Origin of the sequence: Methylobacterium phyllosphaerae (assembly GCF_001936175.1) — a bacterium.
Classification (GTDB): domain Bacteria; phylum Pseudomonadota; class Alphaproteobacteria; order Rhizobiales; family Beijerinckiaceae; genus Methylobacterium; species Methylobacterium fujisawaense.
Window position 1 is genome coordinate 3274639 of record NZ_CP015367.1, and the last position, 19846, is coordinate 3294484.

Here is a 19846-nt window from a genome sequence, read left to right on the forward strand (position 1 = left end):
GGCAGGCGCGGCGGATCAGCGGGTTTCGGACTCGTCGCGCCACGCCCGGCCGGACGGGCCGGCCGTGCCCTCCGGAGGCCCCGGATCGCGTGCGCCGCCCGCCCGCTTGACGATCTCGTACAGGCCGAGCATCGCCAGGGCGGTCACGAACGGGACGACGTAGTAGCAGCCCCGGAACAGCAGCAGCGAGGTCAGCACCTCGTTGCGCGGCAGGCTCGACAGGGCGAGCAGGACGGTCGCCTCGAACACCCCGATGCCGCCGGGGGCGTTCGACGCGATGCCCAGCATGGCGGCGAGCACGTAGATCGCCAGGAAGGTGGTGAAGCCGAGCGTCGTCTCCTGCGGCAGCAGCACGTAGAGCACGGCCGCCGCCGCGCAGACGTCGCCGATCCCGACGATCATCTGGCCGATGGAGACGGAGGCCCCGGGCAGTTCCAGGCGCCAGTGCTTGACGGTGATGCTGCGCTTCTTGGCCGAGACCCAGGCGAGGTAGCCGAGCACGAGGGCGAGCGCCGCGAGGCCGACGCCCTGGTTGATCCGGATCGACGTGAAGGCGAGCCCGGCGAGCTGGCCCGCCTCGATGATCAGGCTCAGACCCAGCACCACGCCCATGCCGAGCCAGAAGGTGAAGCCGGCGATCACGGTCAGAGCCGCGATCTTGGCGGTGGACAGGCCCTGCCGGGCATAGATCCAGTAGCGGATCGTGCCGGCGGTGAGCAGCGGGAAACCGAGGGTGAAACTCACCGCATAGCTCGTGAACGAGGCGAGCGCGGTGATCCGGTACGGCACCTTGATCTTGAGCTGGCGCAGGGCCAGCGCGTCGTAGCCGGTGAGGAACACGTAGCTGACGCCGACGAACAGGAAGGCGAGCCCGAGCTGCTCGGCGGTCGCGGCCGCGATGGCGCTGCGCACCTCCGCCCAGCTCACGCTCTGGACGAGCTTCCACAGGACGCCGAGGGAGACCGCGAACAGCACGATGCTGGCGCCCGTGCCGATCCAGGCATAGCGGCTGCGCCGGACCTTCCGCTTCGCGTCCGCGGCGGCATCGTGCTCAACCGGCTCGACCGGCTCGGCCGGGCTCCGGTGCTGTCCCTGAAAATTCATGCCGATCGGCGTCCGCCCTTCCGGCTGCGCGGCCCGGCCGAAGGCCGTCAGCCCGAGCCGGAAACTCCCGGACCGCGGCCCGTTGCCCCGCATGTAGGCCGAACCGGCGCCCAAGACCAGGGAAGCGGCCGCCGGGACAGGCGTTCTATCCTCAGCCGGGCATCCGCCCGAGCCGCGCCGCCGCCTCGGCGAGGCCCCGCCGGATCCGGGCCGGCACCTCCGGCGCGGTGCAGACATAGGTCGGACTCGGATGCGGCACCCGGATGACCGGCAGGTCGGGGCGGAGCACCGCGAGCGCCGGCGCCGCCTCGCCGGCGAAGCGGCCGGCCAGCACCGCCACGGCGAGGCGCGGCAGGAGGTCGAGGAGCGGGGCCAGATAGGGCGCGGCGGCCGCGACCTCGGCGCGGCGGGGCGCGCGGTTGCGTGCGCCCTCCTGGTGGATCAGCCAGGGGACGGCGTTCCAGATCAGCGTGTCGGCGCGGGCGATGCCGGCCTCGGCGAGGAAGCGGAACAGGTTCGCGGCGGTGCCGTTCGCGCTGTCGCGGGTCACGAAGCCGGTGCGCAGCACCGCCGGGCCCGGCGTCTCGAGGAGGAGCAGCATCCGGGCGTCGACGCCGCCATCCAGGGGGTCGGGCGCCGGGACCGGGGCGCCACGCTCGGCCGCAATGCGCGCGGCGAGGGCCCGGATCGGGGCGATGTGGGGGCTGCCGATCAGGGCGCGGCGTGCCGCGAGGGCGTCCGGATCGGCCAGGGCCCTCGGCGCCTGCGGCTCAGCCGGCATCGAGCCCGGGGACGGACACGCCGAGCGGGCCGGACAGGCGGAAGCGCTCGAGGCCCTCCTCCCGGGCGAGGCGCGCGTCGAGGCCGGCCAGGCCGCCGAACTGGAAACCGATCTGGCTGGCATAGGCCGCGCAGGCGGCGCGCTTGCGGGCTTGCGCCTCCGGATCGAGGCGCATCACCGGCTCGGGAAGCCCCGCGAACAGCGCGGCCAGCGGCGCCTTCGGCGCGGCCTCCCGCACCGTGTAGGGAAAATCGCGCCACCACAGGATCGGTGACGGCACAGCGAGCCCGCGCAGCGCCCGGACCGCCTGGACGTGATCGACATGGCCGCCGATCGCCTGGGGGGCGAGGATCAGGTCGGGCCGCTCGGCGGCGATCAGATCCGCCAGGGCGGGGGCGAGGTCGCCCACAATGCCGTCGTCGGCGCGGGTCTCGGAGAAGAGTTCCGGCGGCGCGCCGTAGCCCCGGTGCGGCGCCTCCCGGAACTGCAGGTGGACGGGCGGCGCGATGCCGAGCGCGGCGGCGGCGCGGACATCCTCGTCCCGGCGCAGGGCCATGTAGTCGACCTCCGGCGCCAAGCCCTTGTCGAGCTGGCAGGCGAGGGCGAAGCCCGTCGGGTCGGCGACGCTGCCGGTGAACAGGGTCGCCATCACCACGCGCCAGCCGTCCCGCGCCAGGCCCGCCAGGAGGCCGCCGCAGGAGAAGGCCGCATCATCGAGATGGGGGGACAGGGCGAGGGCGATCGGCATGGTTCAGAGCCTGTCGGCTGGGGGGATGCTCCAACCCCGAGCCTCATCCGGAGGTGCCGGAGCGCAGTGCCGGCGCGAGGGCGCCTTCGCGGCTTGCGCCCCGCGGGCGCACCTCAGGACGAGGCCCCGGATGGGACGGCCCAAGTGCGGAGTCCCGTCAGAGCAGGTGTGGCTCGGCGCGGAACCGGCAGCTGGGATCGTCGGGCAGGTCCGTCGCAAAGTCGGTGGCCGGCGTCTCGGAGCGCACCCGCGCGTAGACCTCCATGATCTGCCGCCCGACCGCGTGCCAGGAATAGACCCGCCGGCACTCCTCCAGGCCGGCGCTCGCGATGCGGCGGCGGAGCGCCGCGTCCGTGATGATCCGGGTGAGCGCGGCGGCCTGCGCCGGCACGTCGCCCGGATTCACCAGCAGCCCGTTCTCCCCGTCGCGCAGGCAGTCCGACACGCCGACCGCGTGGCACGAGACGGTGGCGAGCCCGGCCGCCAGCGCCTCCAGGATCGTGTTCGAGAACCCCTCCGCGTAGGTCGGCGAGACGAACACGTCGGCGCGGCGGTAGAGGTCGGGCACGGAGCCGTACTCGGCATAGCCCGTGAAGGCGATCTCGCGCTCGGAGAAGGCGTGCTCCGCGGCGAGCGCCTTGGCCGGGTCCACGTCGGGCCCGATCCCCGAGATCGTGGCCGCGAAGGGCGTGCCCTGCCGGCGCAGGATCGCCAGGGCCTCGATGAAATCGAGCACGCCTTTCCGGCGGTCGACCCGGCCATGGTAGAACAGCCGCACCGGCCCGCCCTGGGGCGCTGGCAGCCCGTCGGGCGTGCCCTGCGCGAAGCGCTCGGTGTCGACCGCGCCGGGCACGATCGTGAAGCGGGCGGGGTCCGAGCCCAGGCGCTCGCAGACCTCGTCCACGAAAGAGGCGCCGCCGATCAGCAGGGCGTTGGCGTGAGCCAGCACCTCGCACATGGCGACCCGGTGGGTCTCGCAGCAGGAGCCGACCCAGTGGCCGTCGCCGCCCTGGATCGAGACGACGCTTGGCACCCCGAGCTTGCGGGCGGCCAGCAGCACCGCCCAGCCGGTCGGGTAGCCGTACTGCGCGTGCAGGATGTCGAAGGGGTTCTGGGCGTGCTCTTGGGCGATCGCGTCCACCATGGTGGCGATGTCGCGCTCGAAATCGCCCGACGTCTGCTCGCCGAGCTGCTCCAGGCCGATCACCCGCACCCCCGGCACCGGCGGCGGCGGCCCGCCGCCGTAAACGCGGGTGCCGAAGGCGTCGCCCCGGTACTGCGAGATCATCGTCACGTCGTGGCCGGCGCCGACCAACTCGCGCAGGAGGTTCTGCGCGTAGACGCTCATGCCCGATATGGCGGGGAAGTAGCGGCGGCTGAGGAAGAGGATTCTCATCGTGCCGCCCCTTCGCGCAAACCGGGAGCGGTGCCGCGTGGCCCCCTCTCCCGCGCCGGCGTCCCGTCTCGCCCCGGCTCGTCTCTCACTGCCATTGCCGCCGCGTCTCCTGCTCGCCGGCCAGAACCGGGCCGGGGCGCCGGCAGCCGCGGAGGTAGTCGAGCGCCTGCGGGATCATCACGTCGGCCCGGTGGCTCTCGCGGGACAGCTCGACGCAGATCAGCTTGCCGAAGTTGATCGCCTCCAGCGCCTCCAGGACGCCCGGCACGTCCATGTCGCCCTCGCCGAAGGGCAGGTGGATGTGGCTGCCGCGCTTCATGTCCTCGATCGCCACGGTGCCGATCCGGTCGGCGAATTCCCGCACGGCCGCCGCCGGCTCGCGCTCGCCCGTGACGAGGCAGTGGCCGGTATCGAGGGCGAGCTTCAGCCCCGGCACGTCGAGGGACGCGTAATCGTCGAGGGTCTCGATCAGCATGCCGGGCTCCGGCTCCAGGCAGGGGACGACGCCCGCCTCCGTGGCGAAGGCCGCGACTTCGTGCAGCCCCTCGGCCAGCCAGCGCCGGGCCTCGCCGGGATCGACGCCGGGCTTCGGCACGCCGGCCCAGAACGAGACCGCCTCGGCGCTCAGCATGCCGCCGATCTCGATCGCCCGCTTGAGGAAGCCGACCCGCCGGGCGCGGCCCGCGGCATCGGCCGTCACGAGCGTCGGCTCGTGCTTGGCGGTGGGGTCGAGGAGGAAGCGGGCGCCCGTCTCGATGACGCAGGTCAGCTCCAGCTTCTCCAGCAGGCTCGCCACCCGGCCGGCCTCCGCCGCCCAGGTTTCGGAGAACGGATCGAGGTGGTGGATGTCCAGCGTCAGGGCCACGCCGTCGTAGCCCGCGGCCTTGATCAGGTGGATCGCGTCGTCGAGGCGGTGGTTGGCCGCGCCGTTGGTGTTGTAGGCGAACCGGAGCGTCATGCCGCCCTCCCCTGACGCTGGGCGAGGCGGAACGGCGCGTGGTGCGATTCCGGCTCGCGATAGAGCGGATAGTGCCGCCCGACGATCCGCTCGGCCAGGGCGACGTCGAACAGCGGCTGCCCCCCGAAACGCTCCAGGGCCTCCGGCGTCAGGCGGACCGGCCGCAGGGTCTCGCTCTCGGTGCCGAACTTGATCAGCGGGTGGTCGCGGTCGATGAGCTTCTTCGTGTTGCGCTCGCCGATCCGGTAGTAGCTCATGGTCTCGACCTCGAGCCCCGGCACGATCGCCTTGACCACGCCGACCCCTCCGCCCGGGGGCGTGCAGTCGACGTAGAGGACGTCGAACCCGGCCTCCGTGAGCCGGTCGCAGGCGATCTTGCCCCTGGCATGCCCGTCCGCGGCCGGGGTCGAGGGCAGGTCCGCGAAGCGCTTGGTGCTCCGCTCCGAATAGACGGTGTCGGCCAGCACGCCGCGCAGGTCGGCGGCGGGCATCTCGATCCATTCGAGCATCGCCTGCAGGGCGCGGCTCTCCTCGAGATCGAGGCTCGGAAGCGCCTTCTGGATGAAGGCGTCGATGTAGCCCGGCGGGGTCACCGTGGCGGCCATGTCGAGGGGGCCGTGGCCGAAGGTCTTGCGCACCCGCGCGGCCTGGAACTCGAGCAGCGCCTTGCGGAGGGCCCGCTCCCGGTCCGGATCGCAGGCCTCGCCGCAAGCCGACAGGGCGATCGGCGCCGGGGTGCGCGCCGGATCCGCGTCGTAGCCGACGACGTAGAGGTTGGTGAGGCCGAACTGGTCGGTGGCGAATTTCGGCAGCGCGTGGATGCCAAGCTCCTTGAGCCGGGCCAGCATCGCGGCATTCTCCGGGCCGATGCCGTCGAGGTCGAGCATCACGCCCTGGTCGAGAGCCCGGAACAGCAGGCCGTTGCCGTCCCGCTGGAGCAGCTCAAGGACGCCGTGGCCCAGCGCAAAGGGCACGTCGGGCCCCGCGCCGAGACCGTTGGTGATCAGGTTGGTGAAGGGTTTGTAGCCCTCGGACAGCTCGAAATAGTCGGTGGCGGCGACGTCGAGCGGCATGAGCACGATCTCGCCCGTGGCGTGCCGGACGCTGGGCGTCCATTCGAGCACCGTGTCCCGGCCCACCGGGGAGCCGGCGGGCAGGCAGAGGGTCAGCGGGTCGGCGACGGATTTGGCGCCGTAGACGCGGGCGAGGTCGGTGTAGCTCGCCCGTTCCTTGGCCCGGGGCAGCACCGCGAGCGAGGGCATCAGGTTCTCGGCAATCTCGGCGACCGCGCCGATCAGCGCCTCGTCGTCGGTGGCGCCGTAGCCGATGCCCGACGGCATCGCGCCCACGAAGAACGGGTCGTCGAGGAACAGGGCCACGAACCAGACCGGGATGCCGGTGCGGTCGAGGGGCGCCAGCGGGAAGCCGACGATGCGCCCTTCCGGCAGGACGTCGAGATAGGCGCGCACGGGATCCGGCAGGGTCTCGGGCAGCCCCTCGATCGGCCGCTTGGCGCCGAAGCGATAGGGGCGCGGCGCCTTGATCCGCGCGTGCCGGGCGCGGTCGTCCTGGTCGTGGAAGCCGTCTGCGTTGCTCACGTCGTGTTCCCGTGTTCCTCGGACCGCCTGCTCACCTTCGTCCTGCCCATCCCCTCATCCTGAGCTACCGGAGCGCAGCGAAGGCCTCGAAGGAGGGCTCTGGACGGCACAGCGCTTCCTGGAGCCCTCCCGCGAGGCCCGCTGGTGCGGGCACCTCAGGATGAGGGTGCGGCTTGGATTGGATAGGTAGCTGTCCGGTGTCTGCTCATCCTGTCCTGCGGTCGCTACCCCTGCCCATAGGCGCGGGCGACGAGTCGCATCGTGTGGAGATCGCGTGCGGCCGAGTACGCCCCCCGCTCCTCGGGCCGGCGCAGGGCCGAGCCGAAGGCGCGCACCTGCTCGGTGAAGGGGGAGCTGTCGGCGTCGAAGGCGAGCGGTTCGACGCGCCCGCTGGCGCCGTCGATGAAGGACAGCGATCCGCCGGACGTCTGGCCCATGGTGTTCTCGGCGATCAGCATCCCCTTCGTACCGACCACCTCCAGGCGGCGGCGGGGCAGCGCGTCGGGGCAATTGTAGGCGACGTGCAGGCTTGCCAGCGCGCCGCCCGCGGTCCGCCCGATCAGCAGGGCGCCGTCATCGACGGAATAGTCCTGGGCCCGGCTCTGGGTCAGGGCCGCGAGGTCGGCGATCGGCTCGTCGAGCAGGAAATCCACGAGGTCGAGCCCGTGCGGGGCGAGGTCCATCAAGGCGCCGCCGCCGGCCTGGGCGGCATCGATCCGCCAGTTGGGCTGGCCGGCCTCCGACCAGTCGCGCCCGAGCCAGCAGGCGTAGACGATCCGCACCGTGGTGACGGTGCCGAGCCGCCCGGCCGCGACCTGGGCGCGGATCGTCCGATGGGCCGGGTGGTGACGCTGATCGAAGGCCGTGCCGTAGAAGATTTCTTGCGATTCGACCGCACGCGCGATGGCTTCCGCGTCCGCGAGCGTCGCCGCCATGGGCTTCTCGCAGAGCACCGCCTTGCCGGCGGCGGCGAGCGCCTCGACGGCGCCGCGGTGGAGATGGTTCGGCGTCGCCACGTAGACCGCCTCGACCCCGGGCTCGGCGATGAGACCGGCGAGATCGGCATGGCCGCGGGCGCCCGCCCGCTCGGCCGCGGCGCGGCATTCCGGGTTCGGATCGCAGACCGCCACCAGCCGGTGCCCGGCGGCGCGGATGCCCGGCTCCATGTAGTCGCGCGCGACCCAGCCGTAGCCGACGATGCCCCAGCCGACCGCGTCCATCACCACCGCTCCGGCAGGTCGACGAATTCGCGCACCCGGATACGCTGCGTCTCCGGGCTATCGAGCGTGCCGTCGAAGGTCAGATGCTCGGGGCCGGGCGAGCGCAGCGGGTAGGTGGCCCGGGAGGCGTATTCCGCCTCGTAGCGCTCCGAGGGCCAGCGGATGACGTAGCCGTCCCCCTCGGGCGCATAGAGCGGGTTGAGCCGCAGCACCGTGCCGGGCTTCGGCAGGGTCAGCCCGTCGACCAGAGCGCGCGGCGCCGGGCGCATGCCGGGGCCGCATACCACCGAGAACGCCTCGCAGGTTCGCAAGGCCCCAGGCTCCTGCGGGCCAGGCGCCCGCGCCTCCACCAGCGCCCGCGTGAGCTCCGCGTCGTCGTAGACCAGGGCGTCGGGGAAATACTCGGCGATCTCCTCGGCGGTCACCGCCCGGCCGGCCGAGAAGCCCGGGCAGTCGCGGTTGTGGATGTGGCTCAGCGCCAGCCAGCCGTCGTCGCCGGCATTCTGGCGGAAGTTCTCCAGCAGGGCCGCCTTGTCGTCGAGGAAGTAGAAGGCGTCGTTGCACACGACGAGGTCGACCGGCGCGCCCGGGATGGGCCAGTGCGGCGAGCCGGCGTCGAAGCAGACGAGCTGCGCCTTCTCGTCCACCACCCAGTGGCGCGCGACCCAGAGCTTGGCGAAGACCACGTCGGCGCCAGCGACCTTGCAGCCGCGCCGCTGCAATTCCCGCAGGTAATGGCCGATGCCGCAGGCGAATTCGAAGACGCAGATGGGCTCGTTCCAGTGCGCCTCCAGAAGCGACAGGCCGGCCAGGAAAGTCGGATCGCTCCAGCGATGCAGGAAATAGTCGCCGACGCGGCCCCAGCCGAGACCCTGGACCGCGTCACGCAGCGTCGCGGTGCGGCGCTCCTTGATGAGGCGGATGACCCCGGCGGGATCGGCCGGGGGCCCGTTCCACCAATCGTCCTGATCGACGAGCAGCGCGGCCAGCGCCTCGTCGGGCTCGCCGGCGTCGAGATGGGCCAGAACCCGCTCGACCAGGGCCTCGCGGTTGATCCGCAGGTACGGGATGCCGTCGATCACGGGCCAGCGGGCGCCGGTCTCCGCATCGCGCAAGGCGTGCGGGCCGTCGGCCTTCAGCGGGTTGCCGGTGTCCGGCGAATGGAGTTCGAACGGGATCATGGTTCTCGGAGCCGCCCGGGCAGATGGGCGGCGGGGTCCGGCGATCAAGGGATGCGCATGTCGGCGAGGACACGATCATGGAAGCCCTTCACCGGGCCGGCATGGACCAGCTCCCACTCGTCGAGCACCATCCCCATCGTGGTCGAGGCCCCGCGCAGATGCTGGGCGATCTGGAGGACACGGTCGATGCAATCCGCCGCGTGGAAGGCGCGGCCCTCCGCGGTGGCGTCGTCGGGCAGCACCGCGCGGGCCCGCTCCACCTGACCCCGCAGGGGCTCGGCGAGCTCGGCCAGCGCCCAGGCGGTGGTGGTCGCCATGATCGGCCCGAGATGGTCGCCGAGCAGCATCTCGCCGGTGAAGCCGGCATCGGGCATCGCGGCGTTGTGGAAGTGGTGCGCCATCGCGGCCAGGAACACGGTGCCGGGGTCGGCCCGGTAGAACGGGCTGAGGCAGACCCCGTAGACCGCTACGATGAGGCAGTGCTCGGCGTGGTTCTCCGGCGGCTCCAGTAGGATCCGGGCGCGGCCGGGACAGGTGACGCCCGCCCGCGGCTGCTGCGCCAGGGCGGCGACGAAGCCCGGCAGCGGTCCGGGCCTGCCGGCCGGCCGCGGCGCGAGCCGCCCGCGCAGGCGCTCGCGCAGAGCCGGGTCGAGCTCCCCGGTGACGGCGTCGAAGCCCGCCACCAGCACCGCCGAGGCCGCCTCCTCCGACAGCCCGGCCGCGGTCAGGAAGGCCGCGTCGAGATCGCAGAGGCGCGTCGCCGCGAGGGTGACGGCGGTGATGTCGAGGGCGACGTCATCGGGCGCGGCGCCCCCGGTGAGGAGGCCCCATCCCTGCGCGAACAGCCGCTCGGCGATCGACCCCTCGCGCCCCGCCGAGCGGACGCGCTTGAGGTCGTTCATCTCGATCAGGAGGTCGCGCAGCGCCTCGGGGGCAGCGCCGGAGGGAGGCGGCTGGTTCTCGCTTGGCATCGTCTCGCTCCGGAAGCCGCCCCTTGGTCGCGACGAGGCCTAGTGCACGCCCAGCCAGTCGCGGAGCATCTGCTCCTGCTTGCCGAAGGCGTGCTCCGGCCCATGGCCGTTCTTGACCATCGGGGCCTTGAAGAAGGTCGAGAGCTGCTCCTGCACGCCGCCGTCGCCGCGCGTGCGGGCGAGGTCGAGGACGCGGGCGATCTCGATGACCAGGGGCGCGGCCAGGATCGAATCCTTGCAGAGGAAGTTCACCTTCACCTGCATCCGCTGGCCCATGAAGCCGGTGACGTCGATGTTGTCCCAGGCTTCCTTGTCGTCGCCGCGCGGGCGGTAATAGTGGATGTGCACGAGGTGGTCCTCGACCGGGTAGCCGAGGATCGAGTCGAGCACCGTGCCCTTGGTGTTGAGCTTCGACTGGAGGGAGTTCGGATCGTTCAGGGCGAGTCCGTCGCGGTTGCCCAGGATGTTGGTCGAGAACCAGCCGTCGACGTGGAGCGCCCGCGCCTTGAAGGCCGGGGCCAGCACCGTCTTCATCATGGTCTGGCCGGTCTTGCCGTCCTTGCCGGCCACCGGGACGTTCAGCTCCTTGGCGAGGTCCAGGAGGGCCGGGACGTCGGCCGCCACGCTCGGGGTGAAGTTGGCGTAGGGGATGCCGCTCTTGATCGCCGCGTAGGCGTAGAGCATCGCGGGCGAGATCGCCTCGTCGCTCGAATCGAGCCCCTTCTCGAAGGCGGCCGTGGAGTTCAGGGCCGGGTCGTTCAGGTCCGGCCAGCGCTCGGTGGAGGCGAGGTTCACCACGACCACGTCGTCGAGGTTGCTCTCCTTCTGGAAGCGGCGGAGGTCGTTGGCGATCACCGAGACCGCCTCGCGGTGGTCCTTGGCGACGATGCGGTTCTGGCCGTCGATGTTCTTGCAGAACTTGGCGCTGCCCACCGCCGGCCAGGGGGTGATGCCCTTCAGGGCCTGTGCGCCGCTCTCGATGTCGTCCTTCGAGAGCACGCCGTGGCCGCTCGCAGCGGACGCGAGGTCGTCGCCGTTGAGATCCCAGCCGCCGAAGACGAGGTCCTTGTAGTCGGCCATGCCGGCCACGGAGAGACCGGCGAGCGGCAGCCCGTCGAGGCGATTGGAGCCGGATTTAATCATTTCGATGCCGGCGATGGCAGTGGTGGCGACGGCGCCTCCCATGCCAACGAACGCGACACCGATGCGGCGACCGGACTGCATGCTCATCGGAAAATGATGTCCTTGTGCGGACGCGGGTGGCGTCTTGGGACGGAAAGTTCGACCCCCCCGGGGCCGTATCTAACTGGCTCGACGGTGCCGCGTTCCAACCCGAATGCGACAACATTGCCCCTCCGTCGTCCGAAGCGCGGCCGGCTCACGGCGTTAACGGCCCCCTAAGCGGCAGGGTTAACCCTTCGTTGACCGTGCCACGCTTGGATCACGGGGCCGTCCCATTGTGGTCACGGCCGGCGTCGATAGGGCCGCCGCTTCCGAAAAAACCCGGCCGTCAGAGCCGGGCGGACGCAAGGACCGATCTGAAGAGGACCAATGATGGGGGTTTTCCCGGAGCCGGCGCGTTGCGCCGACGACGTGAGCCGACTCGTGCCGCCGACCCTGAACGGCACGGGCCATATCGAGGATGAAGCCGTGGCATGGCTGCCGCGGGCCGGACGCGGGACAGGGCGCCGGTCACTTCGCCGCACCGGCCTCGGCCGGATTTCCGGGACGCTGGCCCTGGGGCTCGTCGCCGGGCTCGGCCTGCCGCAGGCCGCCTTCGCGCCGGCGTATTTCGCCCCGGCCGCCCAGGCCCACGACCGGATCGACACCAGCCCGCGCGCCGCTCAGGGGCTCGCACAGACGGCTTCCCAGCCCGCAGCCCCGGCCGTCGCGGCGGACGAGCCGGTCCAGAACACCTGGAACGGCCTTCCGGTTCCAGAGCAGGAGCCCGCCACCACGGCGCTGATTCAGGAAGACCTCGCGGCTCTGCCGCGGGTGACGCAGGAGCAGGGTCAGGACGCGGTCAAGTTCGGCGAGCGCAGCGTGCCGCGCAAGGTGGTCGACACGATCGTCAAGGCCTCCGACGAGGCCGGCGTCGACCCCGTCTACATGATGGCGCTGGCCGACAAGGAATCGAGCTTCGACACGGACGCGAAGGCGGCGACCTCCTCGGCGGCGGGCCTGTTCCAGTTCGTGGCCCGCACCTGGCTGGAGATGATCCGTGATTACGGCGCCCGCTACGGGCTCGCCGAGGAGGCCGCCGCCGTGAAGGGCCGGGGCGCCGCGATCACCGTCACGGGCAGCATGCGCGGCCGGGTGCTCGGCCTGCGCAACGACCCGCGCGTCGCCGCCCTGATGGCGGCCGAGCTGATCAAGCGCGACCGTGAGCGGATCGAGGCCCGGGTCGGGCGCGCGCTGACCACGACCGAGCTGTACCTCGCCCATTTCCTCGGGACTGCGAGCGCCGGGCGCTTCCTGTCGCTCTCCTCCGAGAAGCCCGACGAGGTCGCAGGGCGCGAGTTCCGCACCGCGGCGCGGGCCAATCGCAGCCTGTTCACCGCGAAGACGGGCGGCAAGCGCCGCAGCCTGACCGTCGCGGAACTGCACGGACGGATCGACGACATGATCGACCGGCGGCTGACCCGCTACCAGGGCGTCGCGGCGGTCGCCGAGGCGCTCGACAAGGGCCAGTCCCAGAACGAGATCGTCAGCGCCGAGGAAACGGCGCCGGTGGCCGGCAACCGCCGCGTCGAGGTGACGGAGGCGTTGCCGCCGGACGGCGTGTGAGGATCGCGCAGGGGAAGCGGATCCTGCTGAGGCGCTCGATCGTCTCAACCGGGGCGCGGGGGGCTTCCAACACGCCTCCCGCTCCCTTCAGGTCAGGGGACCCGCACCCGAGTCCGGGGCTCCGGCGCCGGAGCCACCGGGTGATTTGCGCCAATCCGGGTGGACGGGCGCGGCGCCTCGGGATGACGTTCAGCCAAGCCGATCCGCCTCAATGGCCCCCGGCCGGCGCCCCGCCGCCGAGCTTGACGCTCTTCAGGCTCAGCGCCAGCGGGACCGCGCAGGCGGCGACGAGGCCGAGCACCCAGAACACGTCGATATAGGCCCAGTACGCCACCTGCGTGCTGAGCACGCTCCCGATCCACGCGGTCGCCTGGCTCTGGGCCTCGACGCCGGCATAGCCGTGCTCGGAGAAGTACTGCGTCGCCTGCCGCATGGTCTCCTGATAGGCCGGCGCGGTCGGGTTGACGCTCTCCACCAGGCGGCTCTGATGGAACTGGCTCCGGTAGGCCAGGATGTTCTGGGCCAGCGAGACGCCCATCGAGCCGCCGACATTGCGGGCGACGTTGATCAGCGCCGAGGCCTGATCGGTCTGGTCCTTGCGGATTCCCTCGTACGAGGCCGAGGTGATCGACAGGAACACCATGGGCAGGCCGATCCCGATATAGACCCGCGACCACGCGAAGAACGAGAACGTCGTGGAGCCGTCGAGCCGCGTCAGGTCGACCATGCCCAAAGCCACGATGGTCATGCCGGCGGCGATCAGCCATTTCGGCTGCACGTAGGCGGAGACGCGGCCGGTGAGGAACATCATCACCACCGTGACGATGCCCCCCGGACCGAGCACGAGCCCCGACAGCGTGGCGGTGTAGCCGTAATATTCCTGCGTGATCTGCGGGATGAACTGCGTGGTGGCGATCAGGATCGCCCCGGTGAACATCATCACCAGGAAGCAGGAGCCGAACTGGCGGTTGCCGATGAGGCGGAGATCGACGGCCGGGTTCTTCTTGGTCAGGAGCCAGGGGATCATGGCCACGAACGACACGACCATCAGCACGCCGGAGACGTTCATCAGCGTCGAGGTCCCGAACCAGTCCTTCCGCTGGCCCTCGTCGAGGATCACCTCCAGCGAGCCGAGGAACAGGGCGACCAGCACGAAGCCGACGATGTCGAAGCGGATCCCCTTCCGGACCAGCGCACGGCGCTCCTTCTTGGCCGCCGCGCTGTCCTCGATGAGCCAGTACATCAGCCCGAGGGCGATGACCCCCACCGGACCGTTGATCAGGAAGCACCAGTGCCAGGAGGCGTTGTCGGAGAGCCAGCCGCCGAGGGTCGGGCCGATCACCGGGGCCACCACGATGGCGACGCCGTAGAGCGCGAAGGCCTGGCCGCGCTTCTCGGGCGGGAAGGAATCCGCCAGGATCGACTGGGCGAGCGGCGCCATGCCGCCGCCGCCGAGCCCCTGCAGCACCCGGAACAGCAGAAGGGATTCCAGGCTCCAGGCGAAGCCGCACAGGATCGACGAGACGGTGAACAGGGCCACCGACCACATGAAGAACGCCTTGCGGCCGTAGCGCTTGGCCAGAAAGCTCGACGCCGTGAGCGTGATCGCGTTGGCCACGAGGTAACTCGTCACCACCCAGGCGGCCTCGTCGGGGCCGACCGCGAGGCCGCCCGAGATGTAGCGCAGCGCCACGTTGGCGATGGTGGTGTCGAGCACCTCCATGAAGGTCGCCAGCGCCACCACGCCGGCGATCAGCCACGGATTGTGGCCACCCGGCGCCTTCGCGGATGCCGTGCCGCCTCGCGCCTTGCCTCCTTGCGCCTTGCCTGTGTTCGGCTTGCGTCCGGACGCGGCCGCACCGGTCCCGCCGGCCATGGCGGTCACCGCACCGTGACGGTCGGGACGATCGACATACCCGGGCCGATCGACACGTCCGTCGGCCAGTTCTTGACCACGATCTTGACCGGGATGCGCTGGGTCACCTTCACGTAATTGCCGGTGGCATTCTGTGCCGGCAGCAGGCTGAAGGCCGTACCCGAGCCCGGCTGCACCGAAGCCACCGTCCCCTGGATCTTGCGGCCCGGATAGGCGTCGATCTCGATGTCGACCGGCTGGTCCGGCCGCATGTCGGTGATCTGGGTCTCCTTGAAGTTCGCCGTGACCCAGATGTCGTCGGGCACGAACATCGCCAGGCTCTGGCCGGCCTGGGCGAGCTGGCCGATGCCGCCGGTCAGCCGCACGACGCGGCCGGCCTGCACGGCGCGGACCGTCGTGTAGCCGAGGTTCAGTTCGGCCTGCTCCACCTGTGCCCGGTCGCGGGCGAGCTGCGCCTGGGTCGAGGCCTTCTGCGCCTGGAGGGCGCCGATCTGCTTCTGGGCCGCCACCACGCTTGCCTGGGCGCTCTGCAGGGAGGCCTGCCGCTGCTGCAGCGTCGAGGTCGCCGATTGCGATTGCTGGATCGAGCCGGAGCCGCGCTCGGCGAGGTCCTTGTAGCGGGCCGCATCCTCCTGGGCGAACTTCAGCGCCGCCTCGGCGGTGGCGACCTGCGCCTTGGACACGTCGATGTTGGCGTATTGCGCCTGGATCTGCGCATCGATGTTCTTGATGCCGGCCTCGTCGGCCTCGATCTGCGCCTTCGCCTGATCGAGCGCGATCTGATAGTCGCGCTGGAAGATCTGGAACAGGATCTGGCCGGCCTCGACGTGCTGGTTGTCGGTGACCGGCACATCGACGAGGTAGCCGCCGACCTTCGGCTGGACCGCAATGCTGCGCGCGTCGACGAAGGCATCGTCGGTGCTCTCGTAGGGGTGCATGTACAGCAACCAGTAGAAAAACACGCCGACGCAGAGCGCGACGACCGCGAGGCCGCCGAGCAGGAACGCGAACGGGTGGCGCCGCAGGACGTTCGGGCGCCGGGCGTCGTCCTCGCGGTCGTCGGCATCTTCCGCGGCGTCGTCGGATTGGCCGTCCTGCGCCTCTGCGTCGTCGGCCGCATCCTCCGTGCCCGGCTTGCGGGCGGTCTCCTGGGCGGCGCCAGCGTCCCGGGCGGGCTTGGCCCGGCCGAGATCCAGCACGTCCCGTTCGCGCACGGCCGGACGGCCGTCGGCGGGATGCGGGCGCGCCTCACCCTCGGAGGAAGGCCGCTGATCGTCAAACATGGGAAGTCGCCGCCCGATGGCCGGTCACCGCACGGTGACCGGGCTTGTCGCATCGCCCGCCTCAGGCAGCAAAAGCCGGCCGCAGGCTCAAGGTTCCATGCGCGGAGCGGGCCACCGGAACGCAGGCGGCCCTGCGGCGTTCTGCGCCCGGAACCTTTGCCGTTCTCGGGCACCGAGCCCAGGAGTACGCCATGACGCACAGCCCATCCCCGACCCCGCAGAGCCCCGGCTCCGGCTCGCCGACTTCGCCCACCGGCATCCCGCTCGTCGGCGTCGCCCGCCTCGACGCCATGAGCGCGGCGCTGGCGCGGAACTGGTGGCTCGTGGCGCTGCGCGGCGTCATCGCGATCCTGTTCGGTGTCATCGCGTTCGTTGCGCCGGGCGCCTTCGTGCTGTCCCTGGTGCTGTTCTTCGCCGCCTACATGCTTGCCGACGGCATCATTGCCATCGTGGGCGCGGTCCGCGCGGCGCAGCGTCACGAGCGCTGGGGCTTCCTGCTGCTCGAGGGCGTCGTCGACATCGTCGTGGGCGTCGCCGCGGCGCTGGTGCCGGCCGCGGCCGTCTGGGCCTTCGTGCTGCTGCTCGCCGTATGGGCGCTGGTGACCGGCGGCCTGATGATCGCGGCCGCCTTCCGCCTGCATCTGCATTACGGCCGGTGGTGGCTCGTCCTCGGCGGGGTCGTGTCGATCCTGTTCGGCCTCGCGCTGCTCATCAACCCGGGCATGTCGGCCCTGGTGCTGACGTTGTGGATCGGCTCCTACACCTTCGCCTTCGGCATCCTGCTGCTGATCCTGGCCTTCCAGCTGCGCAGCCGGCACGGGGCGGCCGCGGGGCCGGGAACGCCGCTCGGCCGGTGAGCCGGTCCCAAACCGGATCGGGCCCCGTGGCCCGATCCACACGGTCGCGGCGCGATCGACGCGCCGGTCGCCCTGCGTCCCCGCACGCGCGGGACACGGGATCGGATGCGGCCTAGAAGGCTCCCTCGACCGGATCGATCGGTCCCGGAACCCGAACCACGATGACGCCCGACGCGCCGGAACGCGCCCCGGCCGACGGGCCGAACCCGCCGAAGCCGGCTCCAGCCGCCGAGTCCCCGGACCCGCGCCTCGCCGCCCGCGAGGCCGGGCGCGCCGCGCGCGACCTGGCCCGGCATCTCCGGACCATGGTGACCGCGGCCGGCCTTGGCCTCGCGCGCGGTGGCCGGGCCATTTCCGCCCGCGCAGCGGCACGGGCGCGCACGCGGTCGGCTTCGGTCGAGAGGCCGGCCGACACCGGCGTCCCGGAGGTCGATGGGCGCGGCGTCGAGCGGCGGGGCGCCCGGACGATCCTCGGCCGCCGGCACCCGGCCCTGCTCGCCGCCGGCCTGGTGATCCTGCTGCCGGTCCTGGCGCTGGCGGTCTACCTGTTCGCGGCCCTGGTGACCCTGCCGCCGCTCGGGGGCGCCGTGGTCGAGACCGGCCAGCGGGCGATCACCGTGGAGGCCGACGACGGCCGGGTCTTCGCCACCCGCGGCAGCTTCCGCGGCCAGAAGCTCACGGCGGCCGACCTGCCGCCGCACCTCGCCCAGGCGATCGTGGCGATCGAGGACCGCCGCTTCTACAGCCACTGGGGCATCGACCTGCGCGGCCTCGCCCGGGCGGCGTGGCGCAATCTCCGCGGCGGCGGCGTGCGCGAGGGCGGCTCGACCATCACCCAGCAATATGTCCGCCTGACCTCCCTCAACCAGGAGAAGACGCTCTGGCGGAAGGTGCAGGAAGCCTTCCTGGCGCTGCGGGTCGAATCGACGATGAGCAAGGACGCGATCCTGCTCGGCTATCTCGATTCCGCCTATTTCGGCGCCGGCGCCTACGGGGCGGACGCGGCGGCGCGGCGCTATTTCGGCAAGCCCGCCAAGGCCCTGAACCTGCCGGAATCGGCGATGCTGGCCGGGCTGGTGCGGGCGCCCTCGCAGCTCGCCCCGACCCGCAACCTCGGCGGCGCCAAGGAGCGGGCCGACGTGGTGCTCCAGGCCATGGTCGAGACCGGCGCGATCACGCAAGCAGAGGCCGACGCCGCGCGCAAGCAGAGCGTGACCCTGAAATCGCCCCCTGAGGCGCCGCCCGGCACCAACTACTTCCTCGACATGATCGCGGGCGACGTGAAGCGCCTCGCCGGCACCGACGGCGACATGACGGTGCGCTCGACCCTCAACCTCGACCTGCAGAGTCTCGCCGAGGGCGTCGTCGCCCGCCGGCTCGACAAGGACGGCGCCCGCCGCAAGGTCGGCCAGGCCGCCATGGTGGTGCTGTCGAAGGAGGGCGCGATCCTCGCCATGGTCGGCGGCCGCGACTACGAGGACAGCCAGTTCAACCGCGCCGTCCAGGCCAAGCGCCAGCCCGGCTCCCTGTTCAAGCTCCTCGTCTACCTGACGGCCTACGAGAAGGGCTACACGCCGGAATCCGTGATGGTCGACCGTCCGGTCCAGATCGGCGACTGGGACCCGGAGAACGACGACGGGCGCTACCGCGGGCCGGTGCCGCTGCGGACCGCCTTCGCGCTCTCGATCAACACCGTAGCGGCCCAGCTCGGGCAGGATGTCGGCATCCCGGCGGTGATCGCCACCGCGCGCAAGCTCGGGATCCAGTCGGACCTGCCGAACGTGCCGAGCCTCGTTCTCGGCTCGGGCGCGGTGAGCCTCCTGGAGATGGCCCGCGCCTACGGCTCGGTCCTGTCCGGGCGCACGCCGCTCCAGGCCTACGGCATCCAGGCGATCCGCGGGGCCGCGCCGCAGCCGCTTTACGTCCGTGCCGACGCGGCCCCGGGCCAGACGTTGGCGCAGGGGCCGCGCACCATGATGCTCGACTCGCTCCAGGCGGTGGTGGAATCCGGCACCGGCCGCGCCGCGCGGGTGCCGGGGCAGATCATCGGCGGCAAGACGGGCACGAGCCAGGACTTCCGCGATGCGTGGTTCGTCGGGATGACCCCCGACCTCGTGGTCGGGATCTGGGTTGGCAACGACGACGACAGCCCGATGAACCGCATGTTCGGCGGCGAGATGCCGGCCGGGATCTTCCACGACTTCATCCAGCGCGCCTCCGAGAAGCTCGCCAAGGGCAAGCCCCGCCCCTCGGCGGAGCGGGCCGAGCCGCCCCGGGCGCCGGCGCCGGCCCCCACGGTCGAGCCGGCCGCGGTCGGCGAGGTCCGCGGCGTGCCGGAGGTGATCGACACCGGCACCCTCAACCTGCGCGGACGGGTCGTGCGCCTCCTCGGCGTCGTCGGCGAGCGCGGCCATCTCGCCCGCCAGCTCGCCAGCTACCTGCGCCGCCGCGAGGTGGTCTGCTCCGGCCTCTCCGACGGGGCCACGGCCCGCTGCCGCATCGAGGGCGACGACCTCGCCGGGCTGATCCTGGCGGCGGGCGGCGCACGGGCCACGGAGGACGCGCCCCCGGACCTCCTGGGCGCGGAGGAGCAGGCCCGCGCCGAGCGGGTCGGCCTGTGGGGCCGGTGAGGGCTTAGGCCACCTGGAGCTTCGCCAGCGTCCGCGGGTCGGGGACGCCGTCGAAGTAGCGCGCCAGCGCCGCGGCGAAGAGCGGCTCCTCGGGCGCGGCGCGGTCGAACAGCGTCATGCTGGAGCGGAACTTCAGATCGTCGGGCGACCCGAAGATCGCGTGGGCCGAGCGCCCGTCGACGGCGTTGACGGCGGCCGTGCAGGCGCGCAGGCGCGCGCCCAGCACCGGATGCGCCGCATAGGCCTCGGCCTCCGCCAGGGATCCGATCGCGTAGCGCTGCGCCATCGGGCTCGACCCGAGCCCGGCGATCTGCGGGAAGACGAACCACATCCAGTGGCTGCGCTTCGCACCGGCCCGCAATTCCGCCAGCGCGCATTCGTAGATCTCCTCCTGCGCGTCGACGAAGCGGCCGAGTTGGTGGCTGTCGGTCATGGCGCTGCTCCGGTGCTCGGTCC

16 protein-coding genes are annotated in these 19846 nt (G+C 71.8%); 3 read left to right on the forward strand and 13 right to left on the reverse strand.

The window, feature by feature from the left end:
- Positions 1-15: 15 nt before the first annotated feature.
- The 10 genes from MCBMB27_RS14850 to MCBMB27_RS14895 form a co-directional block, all read right to left on the reverse strand.
- On the reverse strand, positions 16-1104 hold the full coding sequence (locus tag MCBMB27_RS14850; RefSeq protein WP_043350479.1) for a lysylphosphatidylglycerol synthase domain-containing protein: 1089 nt from the start codon (positions 1102-1104) through the stop codon (positions 16-18).
- A 151-nt stretch (positions 1105-1255) separates the two neighbouring features.
- Positions 1256-1885 (reverse strand): uracil-DNA glycosylase, encoded by a 630-nt coding sequence (locus tag MCBMB27_RS14855; RefSeq protein WP_043350466.1) that lies wholly within the window; start codon positions 1883-1885, stop codon positions 1256-1258.
- Positions 1875-2633 (reverse strand): PIG-L deacetylase family protein, encoded by a 759-nt coding sequence (locus MCBMB27_RS14860; protein WP_075380767.1) that lies wholly within the window; start codon positions 2631-2633, stop codon positions 1875-1877. Before MCBMB27_RS14860 ends, MCBMB27_RS14855 begins: the two co-directional genes overlap by 11 nt.
- Positions 2634-2790: 157 nt before the next feature.
- Positions 2791-4029, reverse strand: a complete 1239-nt coding sequence (locus MCBMB27_RS14865; protein ID WP_053609051.1) for a glycosyltransferase family 4 protein — start codon at positions 4027-4029, stop codon at positions 2791-2793.
- A gap of 85 nt (positions 4030-4114) precedes the next feature.
- The gene (locus MCBMB27_RS14870; RefSeq protein ID WP_053609050.1) at positions 4115-4987 is read right to left on the reverse strand and encodes a sugar phosphate isomerase/epimerase family protein; all 873 of its coding nucleotides are present in this window, start codon (positions 4985-4987) and stop codon (positions 4115-4117) included.
- Positions 4984-6585, reverse strand: coding sequence for a YcaO-like family protein (locus MCBMB27_RS14875; RefSeq protein WP_053609049.1), 1602 nt, complete (start codon positions 6583-6585; stop codon positions 4984-4986). Before MCBMB27_RS14875 ends, MCBMB27_RS14870 begins: the two co-directional genes overlap by 4 nt.
- 224 nt (positions 6586-6809) lie before the next feature.
- A complete protein-coding gene (locus MCBMB27_RS14880; protein ID WP_053609048.1) occupies positions 6810-7805 on the reverse strand; it encodes a Gfo/Idh/MocA family protein in 996 nt (331 codons plus the stop codon).
- On the reverse strand, positions 7805-8986 hold the full coding sequence (locus tag MCBMB27_RS14885) for a class I SAM-dependent methyltransferase (protein WP_075380768.1): 1182 nt from the start codon (positions 8984-8986) through the stop codon (positions 7805-7807). The genes MCBMB27_RS14880 and MCBMB27_RS14885 overlap by 1 nt, the downstream gene beginning before the upstream one ends.
- A 44-nt stretch (positions 8987-9030) precedes the next feature.
- Complete coding sequence (locus MCBMB27_RS14890; RefSeq protein ID WP_043348083.1) at positions 9031-9957, reverse strand: HD domain-containing protein; 927 nt, start codon at positions 9955-9957, stop codon at positions 9031-9033.
- A gap of 39 nt (positions 9958-9996) precedes the next feature.
- A complete protein-coding gene (locus tag MCBMB27_RS14895) occupies positions 9997-11187 on the reverse strand; it encodes an inositol-3-phosphate synthase (protein ID WP_043381133.1) in 1191 nt (396 codons plus the stop codon).
- Between the two features lie 324 nt (positions 11188-11511).
- Between MCBMB27_RS14895 and MCBMB27_RS14900 the strand changes: the two genes are divergently transcribed.
- Complete coding sequence (locus tag MCBMB27_RS14900; RefSeq protein ID WP_043381265.1) at positions 11512-12744, forward strand: transglycosylase SLT domain-containing protein; 1233 nt, start codon at positions 11512-11514, stop codon at positions 12742-12744.
- A gap of 208 nt (positions 12745-12952) precedes the next feature.
- Here the strand turns inward: MCBMB27_RS14900 and MCBMB27_RS14905 are convergent, their stop codons facing one another.
- Both MCBMB27_RS14905 and MCBMB27_RS14910 read right to left on the reverse strand, forming a co-directional pair.
- Positions 12953-14620: a DHA2 family efflux MFS transporter permease subunit gene (locus MCBMB27_RS14905; protein ID WP_075380769.1), complete on the reverse strand. Its 1668-nt coding sequence runs from the start codon at positions 14618-14620 to the stop codon at positions 12953-12955.
- A 5-nt stretch (positions 14621-14625) separates the two neighbouring features.
- Positions 14626-15903: an HlyD family secretion protein gene (locus tag MCBMB27_RS14910; RefSeq protein WP_075380770.1), complete on the reverse strand. Its 1278-nt coding sequence runs from the start codon at positions 15901-15903 to the stop codon at positions 14626-14628.
- A gap of 191 nt (positions 15904-16094) precedes the next feature.
- On the opposite strand from MCBMB27_RS14910, the gene MCBMB27_RS14915 reads away from it, so the two are divergent.
- Positions 16095-16760, forward strand: a complete 666-nt coding sequence (locus MCBMB27_RS14915) for an HdeD family acid-resistance protein (protein ID WP_075380771.1) — start codon at positions 16095-16097, stop codon at positions 16758-16760.
- Positions 16761-16921: 161 nt separating this feature from the next.
- Positions 16922-19390, forward strand: a complete 2469-nt coding sequence (locus MCBMB27_RS14920) for a PBP1A family penicillin-binding protein (RefSeq protein WP_075380772.1) — start codon at positions 16922-16924, stop codon at positions 19388-19390.
- Positions 19391-19394: 4 nt separating this feature from the next.
- On the opposite strand, the gene MCBMB27_RS14925 is transcribed toward MCBMB27_RS14920, so the two are convergent.
- Positions 19395-19823, reverse strand: a complete 429-nt coding sequence (locus MCBMB27_RS14925; RefSeq protein WP_043381142.1) for a DUF1810 domain-containing protein — start codon at positions 19821-19823, stop codon at positions 19395-19397.
- Positions 19824-19846 lie beyond the last annotated feature (23 nt).

Excerpts from the sequence above, each read along its gene's own strand:
- MCBMB27_RS14850 (WP_043350479.1), bottom strand. The coding sequence starts at position 1,104 with ATGAATTTTCAGGGACAGCACCGGAGCCCGGCCGAGCCGGTCGAGCCG.
- MCBMB27_RS14855 (WP_043350466.1), bottom strand. The coding sequence starts at position 1,885 with ATGCCGGCTGAGCCGCAGGCGCCGAGGGCCCTGGCCGATCCGGACGCC.
- MCBMB27_RS14860 (WP_075380767.1), bottom strand. The coding sequence starts at position 2,633 with ATGCCGATCGCCCTCGCCCTGTCCCCCCATCTCGATGATGCGGCCTTC.
- MCBMB27_RS14865 (WP_053609051.1), bottom strand. The coding sequence starts at position 4,029 with ATGAGAATCCTCTTCCTCAGCCGCCGCTACTTCCCCGCCATATCGGGC.
- MCBMB27_RS14870 (WP_053609050.1), bottom strand. The coding sequence starts at position 4,987 with ATGACGCTCCGGTTCGCCTACAACACCAACGGCGCGGCCAACCACCGC.
- MCBMB27_RS14880 (WP_053609048.1), bottom strand. The coding sequence starts at position 7,805 with ATGGACGCGGTCGGCTGGGGCATCGTCGGCTACGGCTGGGTCGCGCGC.
- MCBMB27_RS14885 (WP_075380768.1), bottom strand. The coding sequence starts at position 8,986 with ATGATCCCGTTCGAACTCCATTCGCCGGACACCGGCAACCCGCTGAAG.
- MCBMB27_RS14890 (WP_043348083.1), bottom strand. The coding sequence starts at position 9,957 with ATGCCAAGCGAGAACCAGCCGCCTCCCTCCGGCGCTGCCCCCGAGGCG.
- MCBMB27_RS14895 (WP_043381133.1), bottom strand. The coding sequence starts at position 11,187 with ATGAGCATGCAGTCCGGTCGCCGCATCGGTGTCGCGTTCGTTGGCATG.
- MCBMB27_RS14900 (WP_043381265.1), top strand. The coding sequence starts at position 11,512 with ATGGGGGTTTTCCCGGAGCCGGCGCGTTGCGCCGACGACGTGAGCCGA.
- MCBMB27_RS14905 (WP_075380769.1), bottom strand. The coding sequence starts at position 14,620 with ATGGCCGGCGGGACCGGTGCGGCCGCGTCCGGACGCAAGCCGAACACA.
- MCBMB27_RS14910 (WP_075380770.1), bottom strand. The coding sequence starts at position 15,903 with ATGTTTGACGATCAGCGGCCTTCCTCCGAGGGTGAGGCGCGCCCGCAT.
- MCBMB27_RS14915 (WP_075380771.1), top strand. The coding sequence starts at position 16,095 with ATGACGCACAGCCCATCCCCGACCCCGCAGAGCCCCGGCTCCGGCTCG.
- MCBMB27_RS14920 (WP_075380772.1), top strand. The coding sequence starts at position 16,922 with ATGACGCCCGACGCGCCGGAACGCGCCCCGGCCGACGGGCCGAACCCG.
- MCBMB27_RS14925 (WP_043381142.1), bottom strand. The coding sequence starts at position 19,823 with ATGACCGACAGCCACCAACTCGGCCGCTTCGTCGACGCGCAGGAGGAG.